The sequence below is a fragment of the Methylomonas sp. PHL2-19 genome (genome assembly GCF_059331595.1).
The window spans coordinates 4,305,641-4,325,742 of sequence record NZ_CP196839.1; the positions used below are offsets into that span (position 1 = coordinate 4,305,641).

Annotated in this window: 20 protein-coding genes and 1 tRNA gene; 11 read left to right on the forward strand and 10 right to left on the reverse strand. The window is 51.5% G+C overall.

Annotated features, from left to right (window positions below):
- Positions 1–70: 70 nt before the first annotated feature.
- The 4 genes from clpX to ACR02O_RS19835 all read right to left on the reverse strand — a co-directional run bounded on the left by clpX (position 71) and on the right by ACR02O_RS19835 (position 3,591).
- Positions 71–1,348, reverse strand: a complete 1,278-nt coding sequence (gene clpX, locus ACR02O_RS19820) for an ATP-dependent Clp protease ATP-binding subunit ClpX (protein ID WP_020482927.1) — start codon at positions 1,346–1,348, stop codon at positions 71–73.
- A 103-nt stretch (positions 1,349–1,451) separates the two neighbouring features.
- Complete coding sequence (clpP, locus tag ACR02O_RS19825) at positions 1,452–2,057, reverse strand: ATP-dependent Clp endopeptidase proteolytic subunit ClpP (RefSeq protein ID WP_171697797.1); 606 nt, start codon at positions 2,055–2,057, stop codon at positions 1,452–1,454.
- A gap of 46 nt (positions 2,058–2,103) precedes the next feature.
- Positions 2,104–3,399, reverse strand: a complete 1,296-nt coding sequence (gene tig / locus ACR02O_RS19830) for a trigger factor (protein ID WP_415880132.1) — start codon at positions 3,397–3,399, stop codon at positions 2,104–2,106.
- 108 nt (positions 3,400–3,507) lie between these two features.
- Positions 3,508–3,591: transfer RNA gene (locus ACR02O_RS19835), tRNA-Leu, on the reverse strand.
- Positions 3,592–3,660: 69 nt separating this feature from the next.
- On the opposite strand from ACR02O_RS19835, the gene ACR02O_RS19840 reads away from it, so the two are divergent.
- A complete protein-coding gene (locus tag ACR02O_RS19840; protein WP_458138099.1) occupies positions 3,661–4,119 on the forward strand; it encodes a DUF192 domain-containing protein in 459 nt (152 codons plus the stop codon).
- Positions 4,120–4,121: 2 nt separating this feature from the next.
- Here ACR02O_RS19840 and topA read toward each other — a convergent pair whose 3' ends face one another.
- From topA to ACR02O_RS19860, 4 genes are all read right to left on the reverse strand, one after another.
- Positions 4,122–6,443: a type I DNA topoisomerase gene (gene topA / locus ACR02O_RS19845; protein ID WP_458138100.1), complete on the reverse strand. Its 2,322-nt coding sequence runs from the start codon at positions 6,441–6,443 to the stop codon at positions 4,122–4,124.
- A 16-nt stretch (positions 6,444–6,459) separates the two neighbouring features.
- Entirely contained in the window at positions 6,460–6,927 is a 468-nt protein-coding gene (locus tag ACR02O_RS19850) for a Smg family protein (RefSeq protein ID WP_458138101.1), read from the reverse strand.
- Positions 6,928–6,935: 8 nt separating this feature from the next.
- A complete protein-coding gene (dprA, locus tag ACR02O_RS19855; RefSeq protein ID WP_458138102.1) occupies positions 6,936–8,033 on the reverse strand; it encodes a DNA-processing protein DprA in 1,098 nt (365 codons plus the stop codon).
- Positions 8,034–8,101: 68 nt separating this feature from the next.
- The gene (locus ACR02O_RS19860; protein WP_458138103.1) at positions 8,102–9,133 is read right to left on the reverse strand and encodes a LysM peptidoglycan-binding domain-containing protein; all 1,032 of its coding nucleotides are present in this window, start codon (positions 9,131–9,133) and stop codon (positions 8,102–8,104) included.
- 280 nt (positions 9,134–9,413) lie between these two features.
- On the opposite strand from ACR02O_RS19860, the gene def reads away from it, so the two are divergent.
- The 8 genes from def to rpsI all read left to right on the forward strand — a co-directional run bounded on the left by def (position 9,414) and on the right by rpsI (position 17,092).
- Positions 9,414–9,917, forward strand: a complete 504-nt coding sequence (def, locus tag ACR02O_RS19865; RefSeq protein ID WP_458138104.1) for a peptide deformylase — start codon at positions 9,414–9,416, stop codon at positions 9,915–9,917.
- A 12-nt stretch (positions 9,918–9,929) separates the two neighbouring features.
- Positions 9,930–10,856: a methionyl-tRNA formyltransferase gene (gene fmt, locus ACR02O_RS19870; protein ID WP_458138105.1), complete on the forward strand. Its 927-nt coding sequence runs from the start codon at positions 9,930–9,932 to the stop codon at positions 10,854–10,856.
- Positions 10,853–12,148 (forward strand): 16S rRNA (cytosine(967)-C(5))-methyltransferase RsmB, encoded by a 1,296-nt coding sequence (gene rsmB / locus ACR02O_RS19875; protein ID WP_458138106.1) that lies wholly within the window; start codon positions 10,853–10,855, stop codon positions 12,146–12,148. The genes fmt and rsmB overlap by 4 nt, the downstream gene beginning before the upstream one ends.
- Entirely contained in the window at positions 12,123–12,689 is a 567-nt protein-coding gene (locus tag ACR02O_RS19880; protein WP_458138107.1) for a DUF4390 domain-containing protein, read from the forward strand. The genes rsmB and ACR02O_RS19880 overlap by 26 nt, the downstream gene beginning before the upstream one ends.
- Positions 12,671–14,827: a sensor histidine kinase gene (locus ACR02O_RS19885; protein ID WP_458138108.1), complete on the forward strand. Its 2,157-nt coding sequence runs from the start codon at positions 12,671–12,673 to the stop codon at positions 14,825–14,827. The genes ACR02O_RS19880 and ACR02O_RS19885 overlap by 19 nt, the downstream gene beginning before the upstream one ends.
- Positions 14,824–16,185, forward strand: a complete 1,362-nt coding sequence (locus ACR02O_RS19890) for a sigma-54-dependent transcriptional regulator (protein WP_033158871.1) — start codon at positions 14,824–14,826, stop codon at positions 16,183–16,185. Before ACR02O_RS19885 ends, ACR02O_RS19890 begins: the two co-directional genes overlap by 4 nt.
- Positions 16,186–16,258: 73 nt before the next feature.
- Positions 16,259–16,687 (forward strand): 50S ribosomal protein L13, encoded by a 429-nt coding sequence (rplM, locus tag ACR02O_RS19895; RefSeq protein WP_020482941.1) that lies wholly within the window; start codon positions 16,259–16,261, stop codon positions 16,685–16,687.
- Positions 16,688–16,702: 15 nt separating this feature from the next.
- On the forward strand, positions 16,703–17,092 hold the full coding sequence (gene rpsI, locus ACR02O_RS19900) for a 30S ribosomal protein S9 (RefSeq protein WP_033158870.1): 390 nt from the start codon (positions 16,703–16,705) through the stop codon (positions 17,090–17,092).
- Between the two features lie 70 nt (positions 17,093–17,162).
- Here the strand turns inward: rpsI and ACR02O_RS19905 are convergent, their stop codons facing one another.
- Complete coding sequence (locus ACR02O_RS19905; RefSeq protein ID WP_458138109.1) at positions 17,163–17,675, reverse strand: DUF2380 domain-containing protein; 513 nt, start codon at positions 17,673–17,675, stop codon at positions 17,163–17,165.
- The gene (locus tag ACR02O_RS19910) at positions 17,672–17,824 is read right to left on the reverse strand and encodes a hypothetical protein (RefSeq protein WP_171696295.1); all 153 of its coding nucleotides are present in this window, start codon (positions 17,822–17,824) and stop codon (positions 17,672–17,674) included. Before ACR02O_RS19910 ends, ACR02O_RS19905 begins: the two co-directional genes overlap by 4 nt.
- 193 nt (positions 17,825–18,017) lie before the next feature.
- Here ACR02O_RS19910 and ACR02O_RS19915 point away from each other — a divergent pair, with 193 nt between their 5' ends.
- Positions 18,018–19,370: a histidine kinase gene (locus ACR02O_RS19915; protein ID WP_458138110.1), complete on the forward strand. Its 1,353-nt coding sequence runs from the start codon at positions 18,018–18,020 to the stop codon at positions 19,368–19,370.
- Positions 19,367–20,035, forward strand: coding sequence for a response regulator (locus tag ACR02O_RS19920; protein ID WP_458138111.1), 669 nt, complete (start codon positions 19,367–19,369; stop codon positions 20,033–20,035). Before ACR02O_RS19915 ends, ACR02O_RS19920 begins: the two co-directional genes overlap by 4 nt.
- Positions 20,036–20,102 lie beyond the last annotated feature (67 nt).

A 20,102-nucleotide genomic window follows, 5' to 3' on the forward strand; every position in this document is an offset into this window, starting at 1 on the left:
CTTTATTGAAAAAGCCCCCTTTTTTGGTTATTTCTTCGCGAGAGCGCGAGAAACGTTCAAAGCCCCTTATCTAAGAAGCGTCCGAAGCCACCAGCTTTTGCTCTGCTTCGTAAACCAAAATTGGCTCCGAATTACCCAAAATGACGTTTTCGTCGATGACAACTTTCGATATTTTGTCGTTGGAAGGCAGTTCGTACATCGTATCCAACAACACATTCTCGACAATTGTTCGCAAACCTCTGGCACCGGTTTTTCGTTCCATCGATTTGCGGGCAATCGCCGCTAACGAATCATCTCTAAACTCTAGCTCCGCACCTTCCATTTCAAACAAATGCTTGTACTGCTTGATCAAAGCATTTTTAGGTTGCGTCAGAATTTGAATCAACGCCGCTTCATCCAACTCGTCCAGCGTAGCGATAACCGGCAGACGACCGACAAACTCCGGAATCAAGCCGTATTTGATCAAATCCTCGGAACGCACATCGGCAAAAATCTCGCCGACGTTGCGTTTATCGTCCTTGGTTTTAACTTCCGCCGAAAAACCGATGCCGCCCTTCTCGGTACGATGTTTGATGACTTTATCCAAACCGGCAAAAGCACCACCCACGATAAACAAGATATTGGCAGTATTCACCTGCAAAAAATCCTGCTGCGGGTGCTTTCGACCGCCTTGCGGCGGCACAGAAGCCACAGTGCCTTCGATAAGCTTCAGCAAGGCCTGCTGCACACCTTCCCCGGAAACGTCGCGAGTAATCGACGGATTATCGGATTTGCGAGAGATTTTATCGATTTCGTCGATATAAACGATCCCGGTCTCCGCTTTTTCCACGTCGTAATCGCATTTTTGCAGAATCTTTAAAATGATGTTCTCAACATCTTCACCGACATAACCAGCCTCGGTCAGCGTGGTGGCATCTGCTATGGTGAAAGGCACATCCAGCAATCTGGCCAAGGTTTCGGCTAACAAGGTTTTACCGGAACCCGTGGGCCCAATCAGCAAGATATTACTTTTCGCCAACTCGACTTCGTTCTTTTTGCTGTTGCTGCGCAAGCGCTTGTAATGATTGTAAACAGCCACGGCCAGAATTTTTTTGGCATTTTCCTGACCGATGACATAACCATCCAATTCTTGCTTGATTTCCTTCGGCTTAGGCAGCGCACCACCGGCCACGGACATTTCATCTTCCAGCAACTCATCCCTGATGATGTCGTTGCACAATTCCACACATTCGTCGCAAACATAAACGGATGGACCTGCAATCAGTTTCCTGACTTCATTTTGACTTTTACCGCAAAAAGAACAGTAAAGAAGTTTTTCATCGTCTTTACCTTTCTTGTCTCTACTCATAGACAGACTCCACCGTGATACATTACCTCGTCATGGCGATGAAATATATCAAAAACCAACATTCAAATCACGTCGCAGTCTTGACGACGCGACGCGACACTTATCAGGCAATACGACTAGTCAATACTTTGTCGATCAAACCGTAATCAACCGCTTGCTGAGAACTCAGAAAGTTATCTCGATCCGTATCTTGCTGAATTTTTTCCAACGGTTGCCCGGTATGATGGGCCAGGATTTTGTTCAACCGCTCACGAATAGCCAAAATCTCCCGGGCATGAATATCAAAATCCGAGGCTTGGCCTTGAAACCCCCCCAAAGGCTGATGAATCATCACCCTGGAATGAGGCAAACAATAGCGCTTACCCTGCGCACCACCCGCTAACAGCAGCGCCCCCATACTGGCGGCCTGACCGATACACATGGTGCTGACATCCGGCTTGATAAATTGCATGGTGTCGTAAATCGACATCCCTGCTGTCACTGAGCCACCGGGAGAGTTGATATACAAATGTATATCCTTATCCGGATTCTCGGACTCCAGGAACAGCAATTGCGCTACTACCAGATTAGCCGAGTAATCCTCCACTTGACCAACTAGAAAAATTACCCGCTCTTTCAGCAAACGGGAATAAATATCGAACGATCTTTCCCCACGGGCTGTTTGTTCAACCACTATAGGCACTAGACCGCCCGCCGCTTGCGGCGCCATCATTTCGCTCATCACATTTTGGTTAAACACGTTTAGCCCTCATTCGTTACTGTTTTTCCATGACATCATCAAAACCAACTGTTACGTCGGTGATTTTAGCCTGACTGACAATCCATGCAACAGCTTGGTCCTCTAAGACCATCTGCTGCACATCATTTAGCCTGGCCTTGTCGGCATAATACCAGTTCACAACGTCTTCGGGGCGCTCATAACTCTTCGCCATATCATCAATGACCGCACGCACTTTATCGGCATCGACCTTGATGTCATTCTTTTGGATGATTTCACCCAGAATCAAACCCAAGGCCACTCGACGCTTGGCCTGAGCTTCAAATGCATCCCTAGGCAAGTTCAGGTCTTCCAATTTCAAACGCATGTTTTTCGCGCGTTCGGCATAAGGCTTCATCAACGCTTGAATTTCTTGATCGATCAATGCGTTAGGCATCGCTATCACAATGTTCTCGTATAACGCATCCATCACCGCATTTTTCAACTTGTTTTTCAGACCTTGGTTCAGCTCTCTTTCCATGTTAGCCCGAACATCGCTACGGAAACTGGCCGCATCACCGTCTTCAACACCATAAGCCTTGATAAATTCCGCATCGACGACAGGTAAAACCGGCTCTTCTACTTTAACCAATTCGATCTCAAATTCGGCCACTTTGCCAGCTAATTTTTCACTGTTGTATTGCTCTGGGAAGGTCACAGAAAAGGTTTTGCTCGCACCGGCGACCAAGCCTTTCAATTCGTCTTCAAAACCGGGAATCATTTGTTTGCCGCCGATTTCCACTTGGTAATTTTCGACCTTACCGTCGGTAAAATTCTCGCCATCGGCGACACCGGAGAAATGAATGGTTACCCGGTCAGCATCCTGCGAAGCGCGTTCGACCGTATTCCAGGTTTTCTTTTGCTGACGCAGTTTTTCAATCATGTTATCGACATCAGCCTCTTCCACAGTTGCTGAGGGGCGATCCACTTTCAATGCGCTAACGCCGTCCAGAACGATCTCCGGATAAACTTCGAACTCGGCGATATATTCAAAACCTTCGGCTTTCTCGGTAGGATGGATATGCGGATGACCGGCGGGGTTTAAATCCTGTTGTTGCAACGCTTCAAAATAAGTCGATTGAATCAAGTCACCGGTTACTTCGTTTCTCACTCTATCGGCGTACAACTTTTTTACCATGCTCGCGGGCACCTTACCCGGACGGAATCCGTCCACTTTGACTTCGCGCGCGAGTTTTTTAAAGCGAGTTTCCATTTTCTCCTGAACCACGGCATCAGGAATGCTAACAGTCATTTTTCGGCTTAACTCTGATGTCTTCTCGACAGAAACTTGCATTGCATTACCTCAAAAAATTAAAAATACGGTTTTATATTTTGGGAGACCGGCCGGCGATGTTTAGATCTGGGGAACTTAAGGTCGTATCGTTACGAATAACGCAGGATATGGTGCGAGCGGGGAGACTCGAACTCCCACGGGGTTACCACTGGAACCTAAATCCAGCGCGTCTACCAATTTCGCCACGCTCGCTAAATAATTGAACGCGGCATTATAATCAGCCGCATCTTTAAAGACAACCTTATATTACTGACATCGCGCATGCACTCTTATCTTTCCAGCACCATTTTCGGCATCGCTTTTATTATGACGCTCAACAGCGCGCGGGCTTCAGCAAACGGGTTTACCGAGTTCAACCACCCCATCAGATTTGTAGATCAACAACGTATCGTCTACGCGGCTATCGCCGCTAACGAAAGCGAACGCGAGCACGGACTGATGTTTCGGCAGACACTTGCCGAGGACCAGGGCATGCTGTTTGTCTATCCGGATCAGACCCATCGCGCGGTATGGATGAAAAATACCCTACTGGCTTTGGATGTGGTGTTTTTAGCGGGTGGCGGCCAAATTGTAGGGCTGTTAAAAGATTTACAGCCCTGCGCAAAAGACCCGTGCCGAATTTATGATTCCAAAGTCCCGGCCAGATACATACTGGAACTACCAGCCGGCTTTATAGACAAACACGCAATTCAGGTCGGGCAAACAGTAGCACTACCCTAGGCTCAAGCCGGTCCGTTTGCGTCGTCCGGATCACCCTCGTACGGTGTTGCGTATTTGCACTCTTTCTGCGGACAGACTTTTTCGGTGCCACGACGCTTGGTGGTTTTCAAGGTCAAAATCGGCCAATTACAATCTGGGCAACTTTCCTTGATCGGTGCGTCCCACAAGGCATAATCGCATTTTGGATATTCCGAGCAAGAATAAAAAATCTTCCCGCTGCGCGCCTTGCGTTTTAGGATCGCCCCATTCTTGCACTGCGGACATTCAACCCCGGTATCTGAAGGCTTTTCCAAGGGCTCGATGTGTTTGCATTTAGGATACCCACTACAACCGACAAACTTGCCATACTTGCCAGTCTTTATAACCAGCGTCGACTCGCATTTCGGACACACCCGTCCTTCCACCACTTCCGGTTCCGCAGACGTAGCGCCGGCATTGTCATCCCCCAAATTTCGTGTATACGAACACGTCGGATAATTGGTACATCCAATAAAACGGCCATTCCGCCCCAAACGAATCGACAGCGAACTGCTGCACTCCGGACATTTTTCGTCGATACTTTCCTGAGTCACATCCTTGCGCTGCACACTCTCTTCTTTCTCGGTGATCAACTGCGTGAACGGCCGCCAGAAGTCGTTCATCAACGGAATCCAATCCTTCTCGCCACGTGACACGGCATCCAGATCGTCTTCGAGATTAGCGGTAAAACTGTAATCGACGTATTTCGTGAAATGCTCGGTCAAGAACTTATTCACGATACGCCCCACGTCGGTCGGATAAAACCGCTTGTTGTCGATCGTCACATATTCGCGGTTTTGCAAGGTCGAGATTATCGTCGCATAAGTGGACGGCCGGCCGATGCCATGTTCTTCCAAGGCTTTTACCAGACTCGCCTCGCTGTAACGCGGAGGTGGCTCGGTGAAGTGCTGGGTAGCTGCAATTTCATTCAATACAACAGGCCGCCCTTCTTCCATCGGCGGCAACAGGCTATCCTGATCGTCGGCTGCCTCCTTGCTGTCGTCCACGCCTTCCAGATACACCTTCATGAAGCCGGGATTGGTTACCGTAGAGCCGGTGGCACGAAATACGTTTTTATCGCTGCCGCAATTGAGATCGACAGCCACCTGATTCAAAGTGGCATGTATCATCTGGCAAGCAACGGTACGCTTCCAGATCAGATCGTAAAGTTTGAATTGCTCGGCGCTGAGCCGGTCTTTCACCAGTTCAGGCAAGCGCTGCACGGACGTTGGCCGAATCGCCTCATGAGCTTCCTGAGCATTTTTAGATTTGGTTTTGAATCGGCGCGGCTCTTTCGGCACATCATCGGCGCCATATTTTTCCGCGATCAGCGCCCGAATATCGGCAAGTGCCTCTTCGGCCAAATTGACCGAGTCGGTACGCATATAGGAAATCAAACCGACGGTTTCACCGCCCAAATCGATACCCTCGTAAAGCTGTTGCGCCACCATCATGGTTCGCTTGGTGGTAAAACCCAGCTTGCGAGCTGCTTCCTGCTGTAAGGTCGAAGTGATAAACGGCGGCGCCGGATTTTTACTGCGTTGCTTTTTTTCCAGCTTGGCGACGATCAGCTGACCATCGGCGGCTTCCAATAAGTTTTGCCTGACTTCAGTCGCTTGCGCTTCGTTGGTAAAACTGAATTGATTCAGTTTTTCGCCGTTGAAATGCGTTAATTTGGCTTTAAACGGCAACCCTTGCGCGCTGGCTTCGGCGGTATGCGACCAGTATTCACGAGTCTTGAACGCCTCGATTTCCATTTCGCGTTCGACGATCATCCGCAACGCCGGGCTTTGCACGCGACCAGCGGATAATCCGCGACGGATTTTTTTCCACAGCAACGGCGATAAATTAAAACCGACTAAATAGTCTAAAGCTCGCCGCGCCTGTTGCGCATTGACCAGATTATTAGATAACTCGGTGGGATGGGCGATAGCCTCAGTAACAGCCTTTTTGGTGATCTCATGAAACACCACCCGCAGCACTTCCTTATCTTTTAGCAGCTTTTTTTCCTTGAGATGCTCGAACACATGCCAGGAAATCGCCTCACCTTCCCTATCAGGGTCAGTCGCCAGATACAGTGTATCGACGTTTTTGATGGCTTTACCGATCTCTTGCAGATGGCGTTGGTTGCGATCAATCACCTGGTATTTCATCGCAAAACCGTTTTCCGGATCGACCGCCCCCTCTTTGGGAATCAAATCGCGGACATGGCCGTAAGAGGCCAGCACCTGGAAGTCCTTTCCCAGATACTTTTCTATGGTTTTACATTTTGCCGGTGACTCTACAATGACTAAACTTTTGCTCATGCTGTCCGTAGAAAAATCAATGTAAAGAAGTAGGTATCAAATCGTAAACGATGTCTTCCATTCGGGAGAAAGCGGCGCTATCGCCGGGTTGACTTAATAACACCATCAATACAATCCATTTCAATTTATCCAGCGTAATATTTTCGTCTTTCAAGGCCATCGCCCGATCAATCGCTATTTCGCGGTTCATCGGTGTCAAGATGCCGCTGTGCTCGAGATACATCAAGAAATTCCGGCACTCCATGTCGAATACGGAGATTTCCTGACCGCTAAAAATGCGGAACGATGAGGAAACCGCCGGTGTGATGCTCTCAATTTCGGCCAAAGACTCCAGCCAGTCAAACGCCTTATTCACATCAGGCTGCTGAAAACCCGCATCCAGCAACTCGCTGGCAATCACGGCAGTATCCGGATAGTTATCGCTGTCGCCATCCAGATAATTCTCAAACAGATAAATGAGCACATCGAAAATATCTTCTTTCATTAGAACCTTTATTTGACTCTGAGGTAGCCACCACCGGCAAGTGCGGCAATGTAGCCTTGTAACTCCAACACCAGTAGCGTCGAGGAAACTTCTTCCGCCGACCAAGCGCTATCTTGCACCAGAGTATCGACCGTTGTGGGACTGTACGGAATCAATTTCAATAGATTTTGCTGCTCCAGGTCAAGCGAAGTCTGCGCCAATTCTGACTCGGATCGCATATACCTTTGATTATAATGACCTAATTCCTCAAAAATATCTTGCGCGGTTTCAACTAATTTGGCTCCCTGGCGAATTAACGCATTACAACCGCGCGCCAAAGGGTTGTGAATCGAACCGGGAATCGCAAAAACTTCACGATTCTGCTCAAGCGCCAAGCGCGCGGTGATCAACGAACCGCTTTGCTGGGCGGCCTCGACCACCAATAATCCGACGCACAAACCGCTGATGATGCGGTTTCGCCTGGGAAAGTGATTGGCTTTGGCACCAGTACCGGGTGGAAACTCGGAGACCAGCGCACCATGCTCAACTATTTGGGTAGCCAATTGCTTATGGCAAGCCGGATAGACCCGATCCAAACCGGTGCCGGCCACGGCTATGGTTTGCCCATTTACGTTTAAAGCACCTTGGTGACTCGCGGCATCGATGCCCAAGGCCAAGCCACTGGTTACGACAAACCCGGCTGCAGCCAATGCCTCTGCAAATTGAATTGCCGTACTGACGCCGACGGGAGAAGGGTTACGGCTACCGACTATTGCCAATTGCGGCTCAAGCAACAATGCAGGATTGCCTTTGACAAATAAAACCGGGGGAGGATTTGCAATTTCTCTCAGTTGCGCCGGATAGTCGGCATCGTCCAAGGTCAACGCATAATTTCCGGCTTGCTCCAGCCAGCCAATATCGTCTTCGACCTTTTGCCAATCCGGTTTTTGCAGCGCATTGATGAGCTTTTCGCTGAAACCCAAGCCAGTTAAAGTGGTTCGCGACGCCGAGAATATCTGTTCTGGCTCAAAATGTGCCAGCAAGCGCTGAATGGCCTGACTGCCGACGCCGGGACTACGCAGCATCGCCAGCCAGTACTTGATTTGCGGATTGAGCGCGGCTTCCAAAACAGGTTAAAGAACAAACCGGAGCGGCTTAAACCAACCCGATTGAATATCGTTAGCTCGGGCATCCATTAGGGCGTCTGCACTCTATCCAACGTGTGCATCGCAGCGGTTGCCTGCATCACTAACGCATAGCTCACCCGTTCGAACGGCCGAAATACCATTAACACACCAGCCAGCTCATCCGGCATTTTCACCGCCACAGCTTCCTGGGATTGATACCTATCCACGATGACATGCCCTTTGCGATACACATCCAAGGTATGCCCCACTTCCAAACCGTCGGCAGTACCTTTATCTATGACCACCACATCGTGTTGACCGATCTGCGACACACCGCCCTTCACCTGGATGATGTTGCCCACTACCTGATGTTTGGGCGGTCTTGGAAAATAATTTAAGGCTAACTCACCCTCGGAAGTAGGCATCAAGCGGTCGCCTCGCTGGATTTCCATATCGGATTTATTAATCAGCAAGGTGGCCGGATCACCCGGTTCCTGTAGCGTGGTATCAGCGATATATTGCGCTTCGTAACCCAAAATTTCCTTGGTGACCGGACTGACATAGGCCTTGCCTGCCCGATAAATGGTATACCCCAAGCCCGACGGGTTTTCGATGGCCCGAACGTAAACACCGTCCCCTGCCCCGGCGATCAAATGTTCACCGACAAAGCCGATGACATAAGGCGCCTGCTGCAACTCCTCCGCTGTGACGACTTTCGGCGAATTCAAGAATTGCACGATGGCATCGCTGGGAATCATTTTAATGGCTTGATCAATATCGGACTCGCGCACGCGCGGCAACAGTTTTTCGTCATTACCATCCGGTGAGAAGCTCAAGCGCGGCACACCGTTCACGTAGGAAAAATATAAGGTGTCGCCCGGGTAGATCCAATGCGGATCCTTGATTTGCGGATTGTTATGCCAAAGCTGCGGCCACTCCCAGGGGTGCTGTAAAAACTTCCCGGAAATGTCCCACAAGGTATCACCTCTAACAACCGTGTACTGATCGGGATGATTGGGGTTTATTTTCAGCTCGTCGGCCCAAGCCACTGCGGCAAAAACCAGTGGTATCAATATTCCCAGTATCGCGCGAAAAAACATAATTTATCCTGCCAGAGCTTATAAAACCGTTCAAAATCCGCCGGACGAAGCGTCCAAATGCAAAATCGGCAAGCGCCGCTGCTTTGCATGCCGCCCAGTCCAATTTGAAACAAATGCGTAAAAAATCAACCATCGATTTGCCGCACAGTTTAGATTAATTCGGGCATTATGCCAGCACGAGCCGTTCCAGACTAAACCCGGCCCTATTTAGTCTTCACATTCAAACCCAAGGCAATTTCGGATAAAATCCCACTATTACAGTTCGCAAGTGGAGTGATGGGTGAGTATTCTTAAAATTCTGGAGTTTCCCGATAAACGGTTGCGCAACGTCGCGGCCGAGGTGGACACAGTCGATGACAGCATCAAAACCTTGGTCGATAACATGATCGAAACCATGTATGCCGCCAAGGGCGTGGGCTTGGCGGCTACCCAGGTAAACGTACATAAGCGCGTGATCGTGATGGATGTCAGCGAGAACAAGGACGAACCGATCTGCTTGATCAATCCGCAAATTATTGAACGCGACGGCGTTGAGGAATCCGAGGAAGGCTGCCTATCCGTGCCAGGTTTTTTCGAAAAAGTCAGCCGTGCCGAACATATCAGAGTCAAGGCGTTAAACCGCGACGGCGAAAGCTTTGAACTGGAAGCGCGTGACTTGCTGGCGGTTTGCATTCAACATGAAATGGATCATCTGGAAGGCAAGTTATTCGTTGATTATCTCTCGGCATTCAAGCGCAACCGTATCAAAGCCAAGTTGGATAAAATTCACAAGTCGCAAGGCTAATCAGGACATTTCATGAAAATCGTGTTCGCCGGTACGCCGGATTTTGCGGTTCCTACCTTGCAGGCCTTACTGGATTCGCCGCATCAAGTCTGCGCGGTTTATACTCAGCCCGACCGCCCCGCCGGACGCGGCCGCAAGCTGACCGCCAGCCCGGTCAAAGCCCTGGCCGTAGCCGCCAACATTCCGGTGTATCAACCGGAAAACTTCAAAAGCCCCGAATCTATCGCCCAATTAGCGGCACTGGATGCCGATTTAATGGTCGTCGTGGCTTACGGTCTGATTCTGCCGCAAGCGGTATTGGATATACCTAAACAAGGCTGTATCAATGTGCACGGTTCGCTGCTGCCGCGCTGGCGCGGCGCGGCACCGATTCACCGGGCCGTCATGGCGGGCGATGCTAAAACCGGCATCACCATTATGAAAGTCGTAAAAAAACTCGATGCCGGCGACATGCTATACAAAGCCGAATGCCCGATCAGCGCCGACGCCACATCCAGCAGCCTGCACGATCAATTGGCGCAAATGGGCGCCGAAGGGCTGGTTAAAGTGGTCGACCAGATAGCCAATGGCTCGTTGCAAGCCCAACCGCAAGACGAAGCGCTGGTTACTTACGCCCACAAACTGGAAAAACAGGAATCCAACTTGGATTGGCAAAACTCTGCTGTAGAACTGGATCGTAAAGTCCGCGGCCTGAATGCCTGGCCGGTGGCGCAAACCCTGTATCAAGGCCAAGTATTGCGGGTCTGGCGCAGCCAGGTACTTAATCGACGGGCAGAACAAGCACCCGGCACCATCAGTTGCGCGGAACATGCACTTGATGTCGCCACCGGCGACGGTGTGCTGCGCCTGCTGGAAGTGCAACTCCCCGGTGGCAAACGCATAGCCGGCAAAGACTTTATGAATGCCCACCCCTCTGACCGCGTTATGCTTGGCTCATGAATCTGCGCGGCTGCTCGGCACAGATCCTCGCCCACGTTCTCAACGACGGCCAATCGCTGACCGCCGCCCTGGAGCATGGCCTGCCCAAAATCAAGGATGTCAAAGACCGGGCTTTCGTCCAAGCCTTGTGCTACGGCGTCATCCGCCATTACTACGCACTAGATTTTATGCTGGGCCGCTTGCTCAGCAAGCCGCTCAAACAAAAAGATGGCGACATTAAAGCCCTGCTGCTAATCGGCCTGTATCAACTGCAACACATGCGGGTTAAATCGCACGCCGCCGTGTCGGAAACGGTCGCCGCCACCAGCCATAAACCTTGGGCCAAGTCTTTGGTTAACGCGATACTCCGACAATATTTACGCGAGGCCGAAACCTTGCAGCAAGCCTGCGCTGCGGACACCCAAGCCCACTACAACCATCCGAACTGGATAGTGGATGTGCTCAAGCAAGACTGGCCGGAACATTACGAAAAAATCCTACACGCCAACGACCAGGCACCGCCGATGGCTTTGCGTGTCAACCTGTTGCAAGGCAACCGAGCCGCTTATCTGGACGAACTTGCCGCGCAAGGCATCGCCGCCCAACCGGTAGACTGCTGCGAGACGGCGATAAGACTAGACCAAGCCTTGGCCGTCGAGCAATTGCCCGCCTTTAGTCAAGGCCGAGTTTCAGTACAGGACACTGCCGCCCAACTGGCCGCAGAACTGCTTGATGCGCAACCCGGCCAACAGGTGCTGGATCTATGCGCCGCGCCGGGCGGCAAGACCGCGGCGATTCTGGAGCGCCAACCCGCTTTGGGCGGTCTATTGGCGGTCGATGTCGATCAACAACGCCTGCAGCGCGTGACCGATAATTTACAGCGCTTACACTTACAAGCCGAAACCTTAGCCGCCGATGCCAGTCAATCCGGATCATGGACTGGCGACCGCCAATTTGACCGGATACTGCTGGACGCGCCCTGCTCCGGCTTCGGCGTGATCCGCCGCCATCCCGACATCAAAATACTGCGCCGCGCCGACGATATTGCCGCCCTGCAAGCGCTGCAAACCAAGATTCTTGATAACGCCTGGCAATTACTAAAACCTGGCGGCATCTTGCTGTACGCCACCTGCTCGGTATTGAAGCAAGAAAACGAGGCGCAAATCGCCGCTTTCCTTGCCCGACACAGCAATGCCAGCGAAATTCATATCGAGGCGCACTGGGGCATGTCACGTCCGCACGGCCGGCAAATCATCACCGGTGACCGGCAAATGGACGGCTTTTATTATGCCAAGCTTTACAAAGCCCCTTAGTTACGCGGCATTGATGCTCTGCCTGCACATTGCGCCAGGCGTGGCTGAAGCCGGAGAATATGCCGCGCGCATCGAATATGCCGATTTGGATCGTGTCGATGACGGTTATGACGTGCAGGCTCATATCGACTACCGGCTCAGTCCGACTGCCAAAGAAGCGCTGCACAAAGGTGTGCGCTTAACCTGGGACGTCGCGATAGAACTGCGCCAACCCGGGGTGCTGTGGGATACGATAATCCATAAACACAAACTGACTTACAGCCTGCAATTCCATGCCTTGCTGAATCAATATGTGGTGCAAACCCCGTTCGACCGCAGCGAAATGTTTTTAACCTTGAGCGCGGCCATGAATTTCATGGCGGCCGTGCATGACAGCATGCCAATTCCCGCAGAACTTGTTGTGGGCGGCACGCCTTACCTGCTGGCGGTAAAAACTCAATTCAACCGCGAGCAGTTGCCAATACCGCTGCGTCCAGTCGCCTATCTGGACAACCAGTGGTTTCTTTCTAGCGCCTGGCACACATGGCCCATTCAAAAATAAAATTACCGGCCAGCGCCTCGATTATCCTGCTGTTCGGCTTCGTATTGCTGTCGCTGCAATTGATGAGCAGCGCCACCCAAGAATCATCGGAACTCGGCGAAATGTATTCCTGGCTGTTGGTCATCAACACGCTAGGATCGGTGATTTTGCTGGGCTTGGTGGCGTTCAACACCTATTCGCTGGTGCGGGAGTTAAAGAAAAAGGAGGCCGGCTCCCGGCTGACCACGCGCATGGTGTCCTTGTTCGTCTTGCTGGCTTTGGCGCCGGCGGCCATCGTGTTTTATTTCTCAGTGCAATTTCTGCATCAAGGCATAGACAGCTGGTTTAACGTGGAAATAGACCGGGCGATGGACGATGCACTGGAGTTGAGCCAGTCCTCGCTGAATCAACGCATGAACTGGCATATCAAGCAAACCAAGCAAATGGCCGATCAACTCCGCGACAAATCGGAGGCCCTGATCGCGATGGAAGTTGGCTCGCTGTGGGCGGAATCCGGGGCATTGGAGATTGCGGTATTTTCCAACCAAGGCCGGGTATTGGCCTCCAGCAGCGTCAACCCCAGCGATATTTTGCCGCACCTTCCCGATGAACAAATCTGGCTACAGCTGCGGCAGAATAAGGAATATTTTGCTTTCGATCCCGGCGATAACGATGAAATGCTGGTGCGTATCATCGTGGCTATCGAAGCGGATCAAAGCCGATTTTTGCAAGCCTTGTTTCCGATTCCGGTGCGGGTAACCGACTTGGCCGACTCGATTGAATTTGCCTTCATCCGTTACCAGGAAATGAATTTCCTGCGCGACTCACTGAAAACCAGCTTCTCGCTAATCCTGCTGCTGGTGTTGCTGCTCAGCCTACTCGCGGCTATTTGGGTGGCTTTTATCAGTATTCGCAACATCGTCGCGCCGGTTAAAGAACTGGTAAAAGGCACGCAAGCGGTCGCCGACGGCGATTATCAACAACAGCTGCCGGTTATGAATCAGGATGATTTGGGCTTTCTGGTGGAATCATTCAACCAGATGACCCGGCGCATCGCCCGCTCTCGCGACGAAACCCGTGTTGCTGGCCTGGAAGTAGAAAACCAGCGAGCCTATCTGGAAACCATCCTGGCCAATCTCACGGCCGGGGTGATCAGTTTTGACGCCGCCTTTTACATCCGTACCGCCAACCAGGCCGCCTACCGGATTTTACATATCCCGGTCAGCCATTTCGTCGGCGAGACTTTACCGACTTTGGCGACCCTGCACAACGAACTGGCCGATGTACTGAATGCAATCCAAAGCCTGCTGGAAAAAGCCGACGATATTTGGGAGCAGCGCATCGTGTTTCTCGGCCCCAACGGCCGTCAGGAACTGTTGTGCCGAGGTACGCCGCTGTTCTCGCAGCACGGCGCCCGCACCGGTGCGGTGGTAGTGTTCGACGATGTCACCGACCTGATTCAGGCACAGAAAAACGCAGCCTGGGGCGAAGTGGCGCGGCGTCTGGCGCATGAAATCAAAAATCCGTTGACGCCGATCCAGCTGTCCGCAGAGCGTTTGCAGCACAAGCTCTCCAAGGAATTACAGGATGGCTCCGCCGAATTTCTGCAACGCGGCACTCGCACCATCGTCCAACAGGTGGAAGCGATGAAACGCATGGTGGACGATTTTTCCGAATACGCCCGCCCGTCCAAGAAACAAGTGGAAAAAATCAATCTGGTTGACCTGATTCAGGAAGTCGTGGCTTTATACCTGCCCTCCGGCATTGTGTTCAGCACCAAGTTTGCAAGCGACCGAGTGCTGGTCGAAGCGGATCCGGTCAGCCTGCGTCAAGTACTGCACAACCTGATCAAAAACGCCCAAGAGGCCACTACGGCGCCCTGCCGCATCGAGATCAAAATCGCCAAAGTCAGCAGGAACAACACCGACTATGTCGAATTGGGCATCTACGACAATGGCAACGGCTTGAACGCGGAACAGCTTGAAACCATTTTCGACCCCTACGTAACCAGCAAGGCCAAAGGTACCGGCCTGGGCCTGGCTATTGTCAAAAAGATCGTGGAAGAACATGGCGGGGTGATTTGGGTGGATACGTCTTATAATGGCGGCGCGGGGTTTTTACTCCAGCTGCCGGTTTTTGAATTTGGGAACTTTAAATGAATAAGCAAGCACCGTATATTTTGGTGGTCGATGACGAGCAGGACATTCGTCAGTTGGTGTCGGAAATTCTTGAGGATGAAGGTTACGATGTCGCCATGGCGGAAAACGCCACGGAAGCTAAAGCCCTGAAAAATCAGCGCCCGCCTAATCTGATCCTGCTGGACATCTGGATGCCGGACAGCGACGGAATCACGCTGCTGCGGGAATGGGTCAGCGAAGACGACGCACTATGCCCGGTGGTTATGATGTCCGGACATGCCTCAGTGGAGTCAGCCGTGGAAGCGACTCGGCTTGGCGCGTATGACTTTTTGGAAAAGCCATTATCGCTGGCTAAGTTGCTGCTGATCGTCGAACGCGCACTGGAGACCAGCTCTTTGCAGCGCGAAAACGCCGGTTTGAAACAACAGCTGATGATAGGCGTGGACCCGGTCGGCAAAAGCGCGGTGGTGGAACGTACCAAGGATAAGTTAAAGCGCCTGGCGCAGCACGACGCCCGAGTGTTATTCGTCGGTGAAGCCGGGGTCGGTAAGGAAATGTTCGCCCGCTATTTGCACAACAATAGTTCGCGGCGCGACGGCTCGTTTGTTGATGTGTCGGTCGGCAGTATTTCGCCGGAAAACTCGGCGGTGGAATTTTTCGGCCGCGAAGATAATGGCCGGGTTTATCGCGGCTTGTTGGAACAAGCCCATCGCGGCACGCTATTTCTGGGTGAAATCGGCGGCATGGACCCGGAAACTCAAACTCGCTTGCTGAGTGCACTGGAATCCAGCTCGTTCCTGCGGGTTGGCGGCAGTCAGGCGGTGCGCGTTGACGTACGAGTCGTCGCGTCCACCCGTATGTCATTGGAAGAAGAAGTCAACAGCGGCCGCTTCCGTCAGGATCTTTACTATTTACTGAACGTCGTGACACTGGAGATTCCGCCGCTACGCGAACACAGTGAAGACGTACCCAGTCTGTTGAATTTTTATGTCGATCATTTCGTTACCCAGGAAAAGCTGCCGTTCCGGCGTTTCTCTATGGCAGCGCAAAATTATTTGCGTAATTACAGCTGGCCGGGTAATGTGCGCGAATTGCGTAATCTGGTACAGCGCCTGATGATACTCGGTGCCGGTGACGACATCGAGCTGGACGAAGTCAAAACCGCACTGGGTTCGATTGCAGAACAACCCAAATTGGGTTTGAATGTACCGGAGTTTTTCAATTTGCCGCTAAAGGAAGCCCGCGATCATTTCGAAAAATCCTACCTGGAGTATCATTTCGAAAAAACCGGCGGCAGCGTCGCCAAACTGGCATCGGCTATCGGCATGGAACGCACGCACTTATACCGAAAATTGCACTCCCTGAAAATTAAGCTTTAATTGGACTTGAAGTTAACGCCCCTATTAAGTACAATTCACGGTTTTTATAGCCTCAACAGACTAAAAAGCAAAGATGAAAACATTTAGTGCAAAGCCCGCAGAAGTTAAGCGCGATTGGTACGTGATTGATGCAGAAGGAAAGACATTAGGTCGCCTTGCTACTGAAATTGCACGACGTCTTCGCGGAAAACACAAACCCGAATTCACACCACACGTTGACACCGGCGATTACATTATCGTCATCAACGCCGAAAAAATCGGCGTGACCGGCAACAAAGAAAAAGACAAAATGTACTACCGCCATACCGGTTATGTCGGCAACATGAAGTCAGCTTCCTTGGGCAAGTTAAGACAAACTTTCCCGGACCGGATCATCACCACCGCCGTACAAGGCATGCTGCCCAAAAATCCATTGGGCCGCGCCATGTTCAAAAAATTGAAAGTTTACGCAGGTTCTGAGCATAATCATCAATCTCAGCAACCTAAAGTTTTAGAATTCTAAGCAGGTAGATAGTTTATGGCAGCTCAATACTACGGAACAGGTCGTCGCAAAAGCGCAATCGCTCGCGTCTACGCCACAGTCGGTTCAGGAAAATTCACCATCAACAAACTCCCTGTTGAACAATATTTCGGCCGCAAAACCGACGAAATGATTGCCAGACAACCGCTGGAGTTGTTGGGTAAAACCGGTGATTTCGACATCAACATCGTCGTTACCGGCGGCGGCCCTTCAGGCCAAGCTGGCGCCATTCGCCACGGTCTGACCCGTGCATTGATGGTTTTCGACGAAGCCTTGAGACCACCATTGAGAAAAGCCGGTTACGTTACTCGCGATGCTCGTGAAGTTGAACGTAAAAAAGTCGGCTTGCACAAAGCCAGAAAACGTCCTCAATACTCAAAACGTTAAACGTTTCTTATTGGGAACAAAGAAAAGCCGCTACTCAGCGGCTTTTTTTATGCCTATTGCAACCGTAAAACTAATTGATGCTGTACTCGGTGAGCGTAGCTCTGATCTTTCCAGCCAAGGTATCGATAGCGTGCTGAGTGACTTTCTGATGACTACCCTTCAACTCGATGTCATAACGCGCTACCGCCGCCCGCTTATTAACGTCGATCAAATATACCCACAGATACGAGAACAAAAAGCTCGGTTTGCTATGTTGACCAACCAGCACCCAATCCGCACCCCGCTGCTGCCCCAAGTCTGCTGCCAAATCGTGAAAGCGAAACAAGTAGCCAAAGCCACTGTTGGCGGTTTTCTGACTTTCCGCATCGACAGCAACGATTTGATAAGCACCCGACCGGCTTAAGGCTGCCATCAACAAAGGCGCCATACAGGAAGTGCGGCTAATTTCCGTCGACGTGTTCGGCAGCGACGTTATGTCGTTCAATTCAAAATCCAAAACCGCTATCCGCGGGGCGGCGTTGACCTCTGCGGTTGACATACCCACAACCAACGACACGCATTTAATCAAGCTGACAATATTCATAATAGCTCCGCACCCAAGCTTGACGCCTCCGAACCCAGATAACGACTCACCGGAAACCATCGCCCCAGACCCCCAATACCGGCCATCGCAGACCATACCGCTTCGCGCGGTATAGCCATAATATTTCTGACAGTCACTGTTTTAAGCATGTTGGGCCTCCCAATTGAGCCGATTTAGAGGATCTCAGCTTAAGTAAGCAACTGCCGCCCGTAAGCCGACATTCACCCGGCAAACTCGGGCAAATTGCCCGCATCTCGCTATCAAGCTATTCTGCACCCACTCAACTACCTAAAATGCCTTTTCAGCAACATCCACCGACTATCAGCGCGCCACGAATCGATCATGAATCTAAAACTGTATTTATTAACCCGCATTGCGGGGGTAGCCTTACTGTGTTTACTCGCGACGCTGACCTATGTGCTGCATCGCAGCGCTCAACAATCGGCAGCGCAAGCACAAAACACTTTAGCCGCGCTGGGCAAACAACTGGAGTTGCAGTTATTCAAAGCCAGCGCGGGCGAAAACCCGGCCAACCCCTTCCCGGATTTTGACTTATGGAAACAGACCGCTAGCGAACCGGGCATTTGCGCCAGCTATCTGGCTAATGACGGCGAAACGATGCGGAACTACTGCAAAGGCATCGACTTATCCACCCATCACTATCCTGAGTATTTTGCCGAATTATATCGACGAATTTTTGGACCGCACTTCGACTGGCAGCGGCCGATAACTTACAACGGCCAGGCTTACGGCGTATTAACTGTTTCGGTTAGCGCAGAGTTGTCGATAACCCGCGCTTGGGATGACGTCCGAGATTTACTGGCGTTGTCGGCGGTAACGATCACAGCGGTTTGCTTGCTGGTTTACTTGGTCACCAGCCGGGCCTTACTTCCCGCTCAGACTATTGTGGCGGGATTAAACCGGCTCAGTACAGGTGATTTGGCGTTCCGACTACCCGTGTTCGACTTAGTGGAATGGCAGCTTACCGCCACGGCAATCAACCAACTCGCCGACAATCAGCAACAACTCTTAACGGAACGGCAAAAACTGGCTGTGATGTTGATGAACTTGCAGGAAGAGGAACGCCGCTGCCTGGCACGGGAACTTCACGACGAATTAGGCCAATGTTTGACTGCAATCCAAGCCGTCACGACGGTCATCGCTCAAACGGCGCAGCAAAATTGTCCTGAGCTAGTCACAGAGGCCGAGCAAATATCCCGCTTTACCCAAGCCATGCAACAAAGTGTGCGGAACTTATTGACTCGCTTACGCCCGGCGGAGCTGGAAGAATTAGGCCTGGACGCCAGCCTGCGCGCCCTGATAGCAAACTGGAACCGTCTGGGCAAGACGCACTTTAGCCTGCGCATCATCGGCGATTGCAGAACGTTGACGGAATCGCTGGCAATCAGTCTGTTTCGCATCACCCAAGAGGCCGTCAGCAATATCGCCAAACATGCCTCTGCCAGCCGAGCCGATATTACACTAACAATCAACAGCACCGAGACATCGATCACCATACAAGACAACGGCAACGCCATCACTTTGCCGTTTGTGCCGGGCGACGGCATAGGCTTGCTGGGCATGCGCGAACGCATCCTTGCCTTAAACGGCAAATTCAATTTAAGCATAGCAAAGCCGCATGGCCTGATAATCGAAGCCCGCTTGCCAACAGCGCAGTCGGAGAGCGCCCAATGACCAAGCAAACCACTATCAGTATTTTGCTGGTAGACGATCACGCAATAGTCCGGGAGGGCTACCGCTCACTGATCAGCAAACAAACAGACTTAAAGGTCATTGCCGAAGCCGCGAACGGCGTAGACGCCTATTGCCTATACAAGGAATGCCAACCCGACGTGGTCGTAACCGATTTAACCCTGCCCGGCTCAAGCGGCCTGGAATTGATAGGCCGCCTCAAACAACGCGACCACAAAGCCAGGATACTGGTTTTCAGTATGCATCAAAACCCCAGCTTTGCCCGCCAAGCCTGCCGTGCCGGCGCTTTGGGTTATGTCACCAAAAGCAGCACACCGGATTTGCTGTTGCAGGCGATACGGCACGTCTATCTTGGCAAACACATTCTCAGCACCGACATCGCCCAAGCGTTGGCGTTGGAAAAACTCGGCAATGATTCGATAGCACTGAATAGTTTAACCGCCAGAGAATTCGAAATTCTGCGCCTACTGGTCGAAGCCAACACGCAAGACGACATTGCCAATACGCTGAACATTAGCCGGAAAACCGTCGGCAACTGCCATTACCTGATCAAAAACAAGCTGGGAGTGAACAGCGACATCGAGTTGACGCGGTTAGCGATCAAACTAAATGTGGTTAGCTTGCTGGACTTGACCGACCCGGCGTAAGCCTACCTTAACCCAGCCCTATTTATCATGGATATTCCGCTCGGGCTTACCTCGTCGAAACACAGGC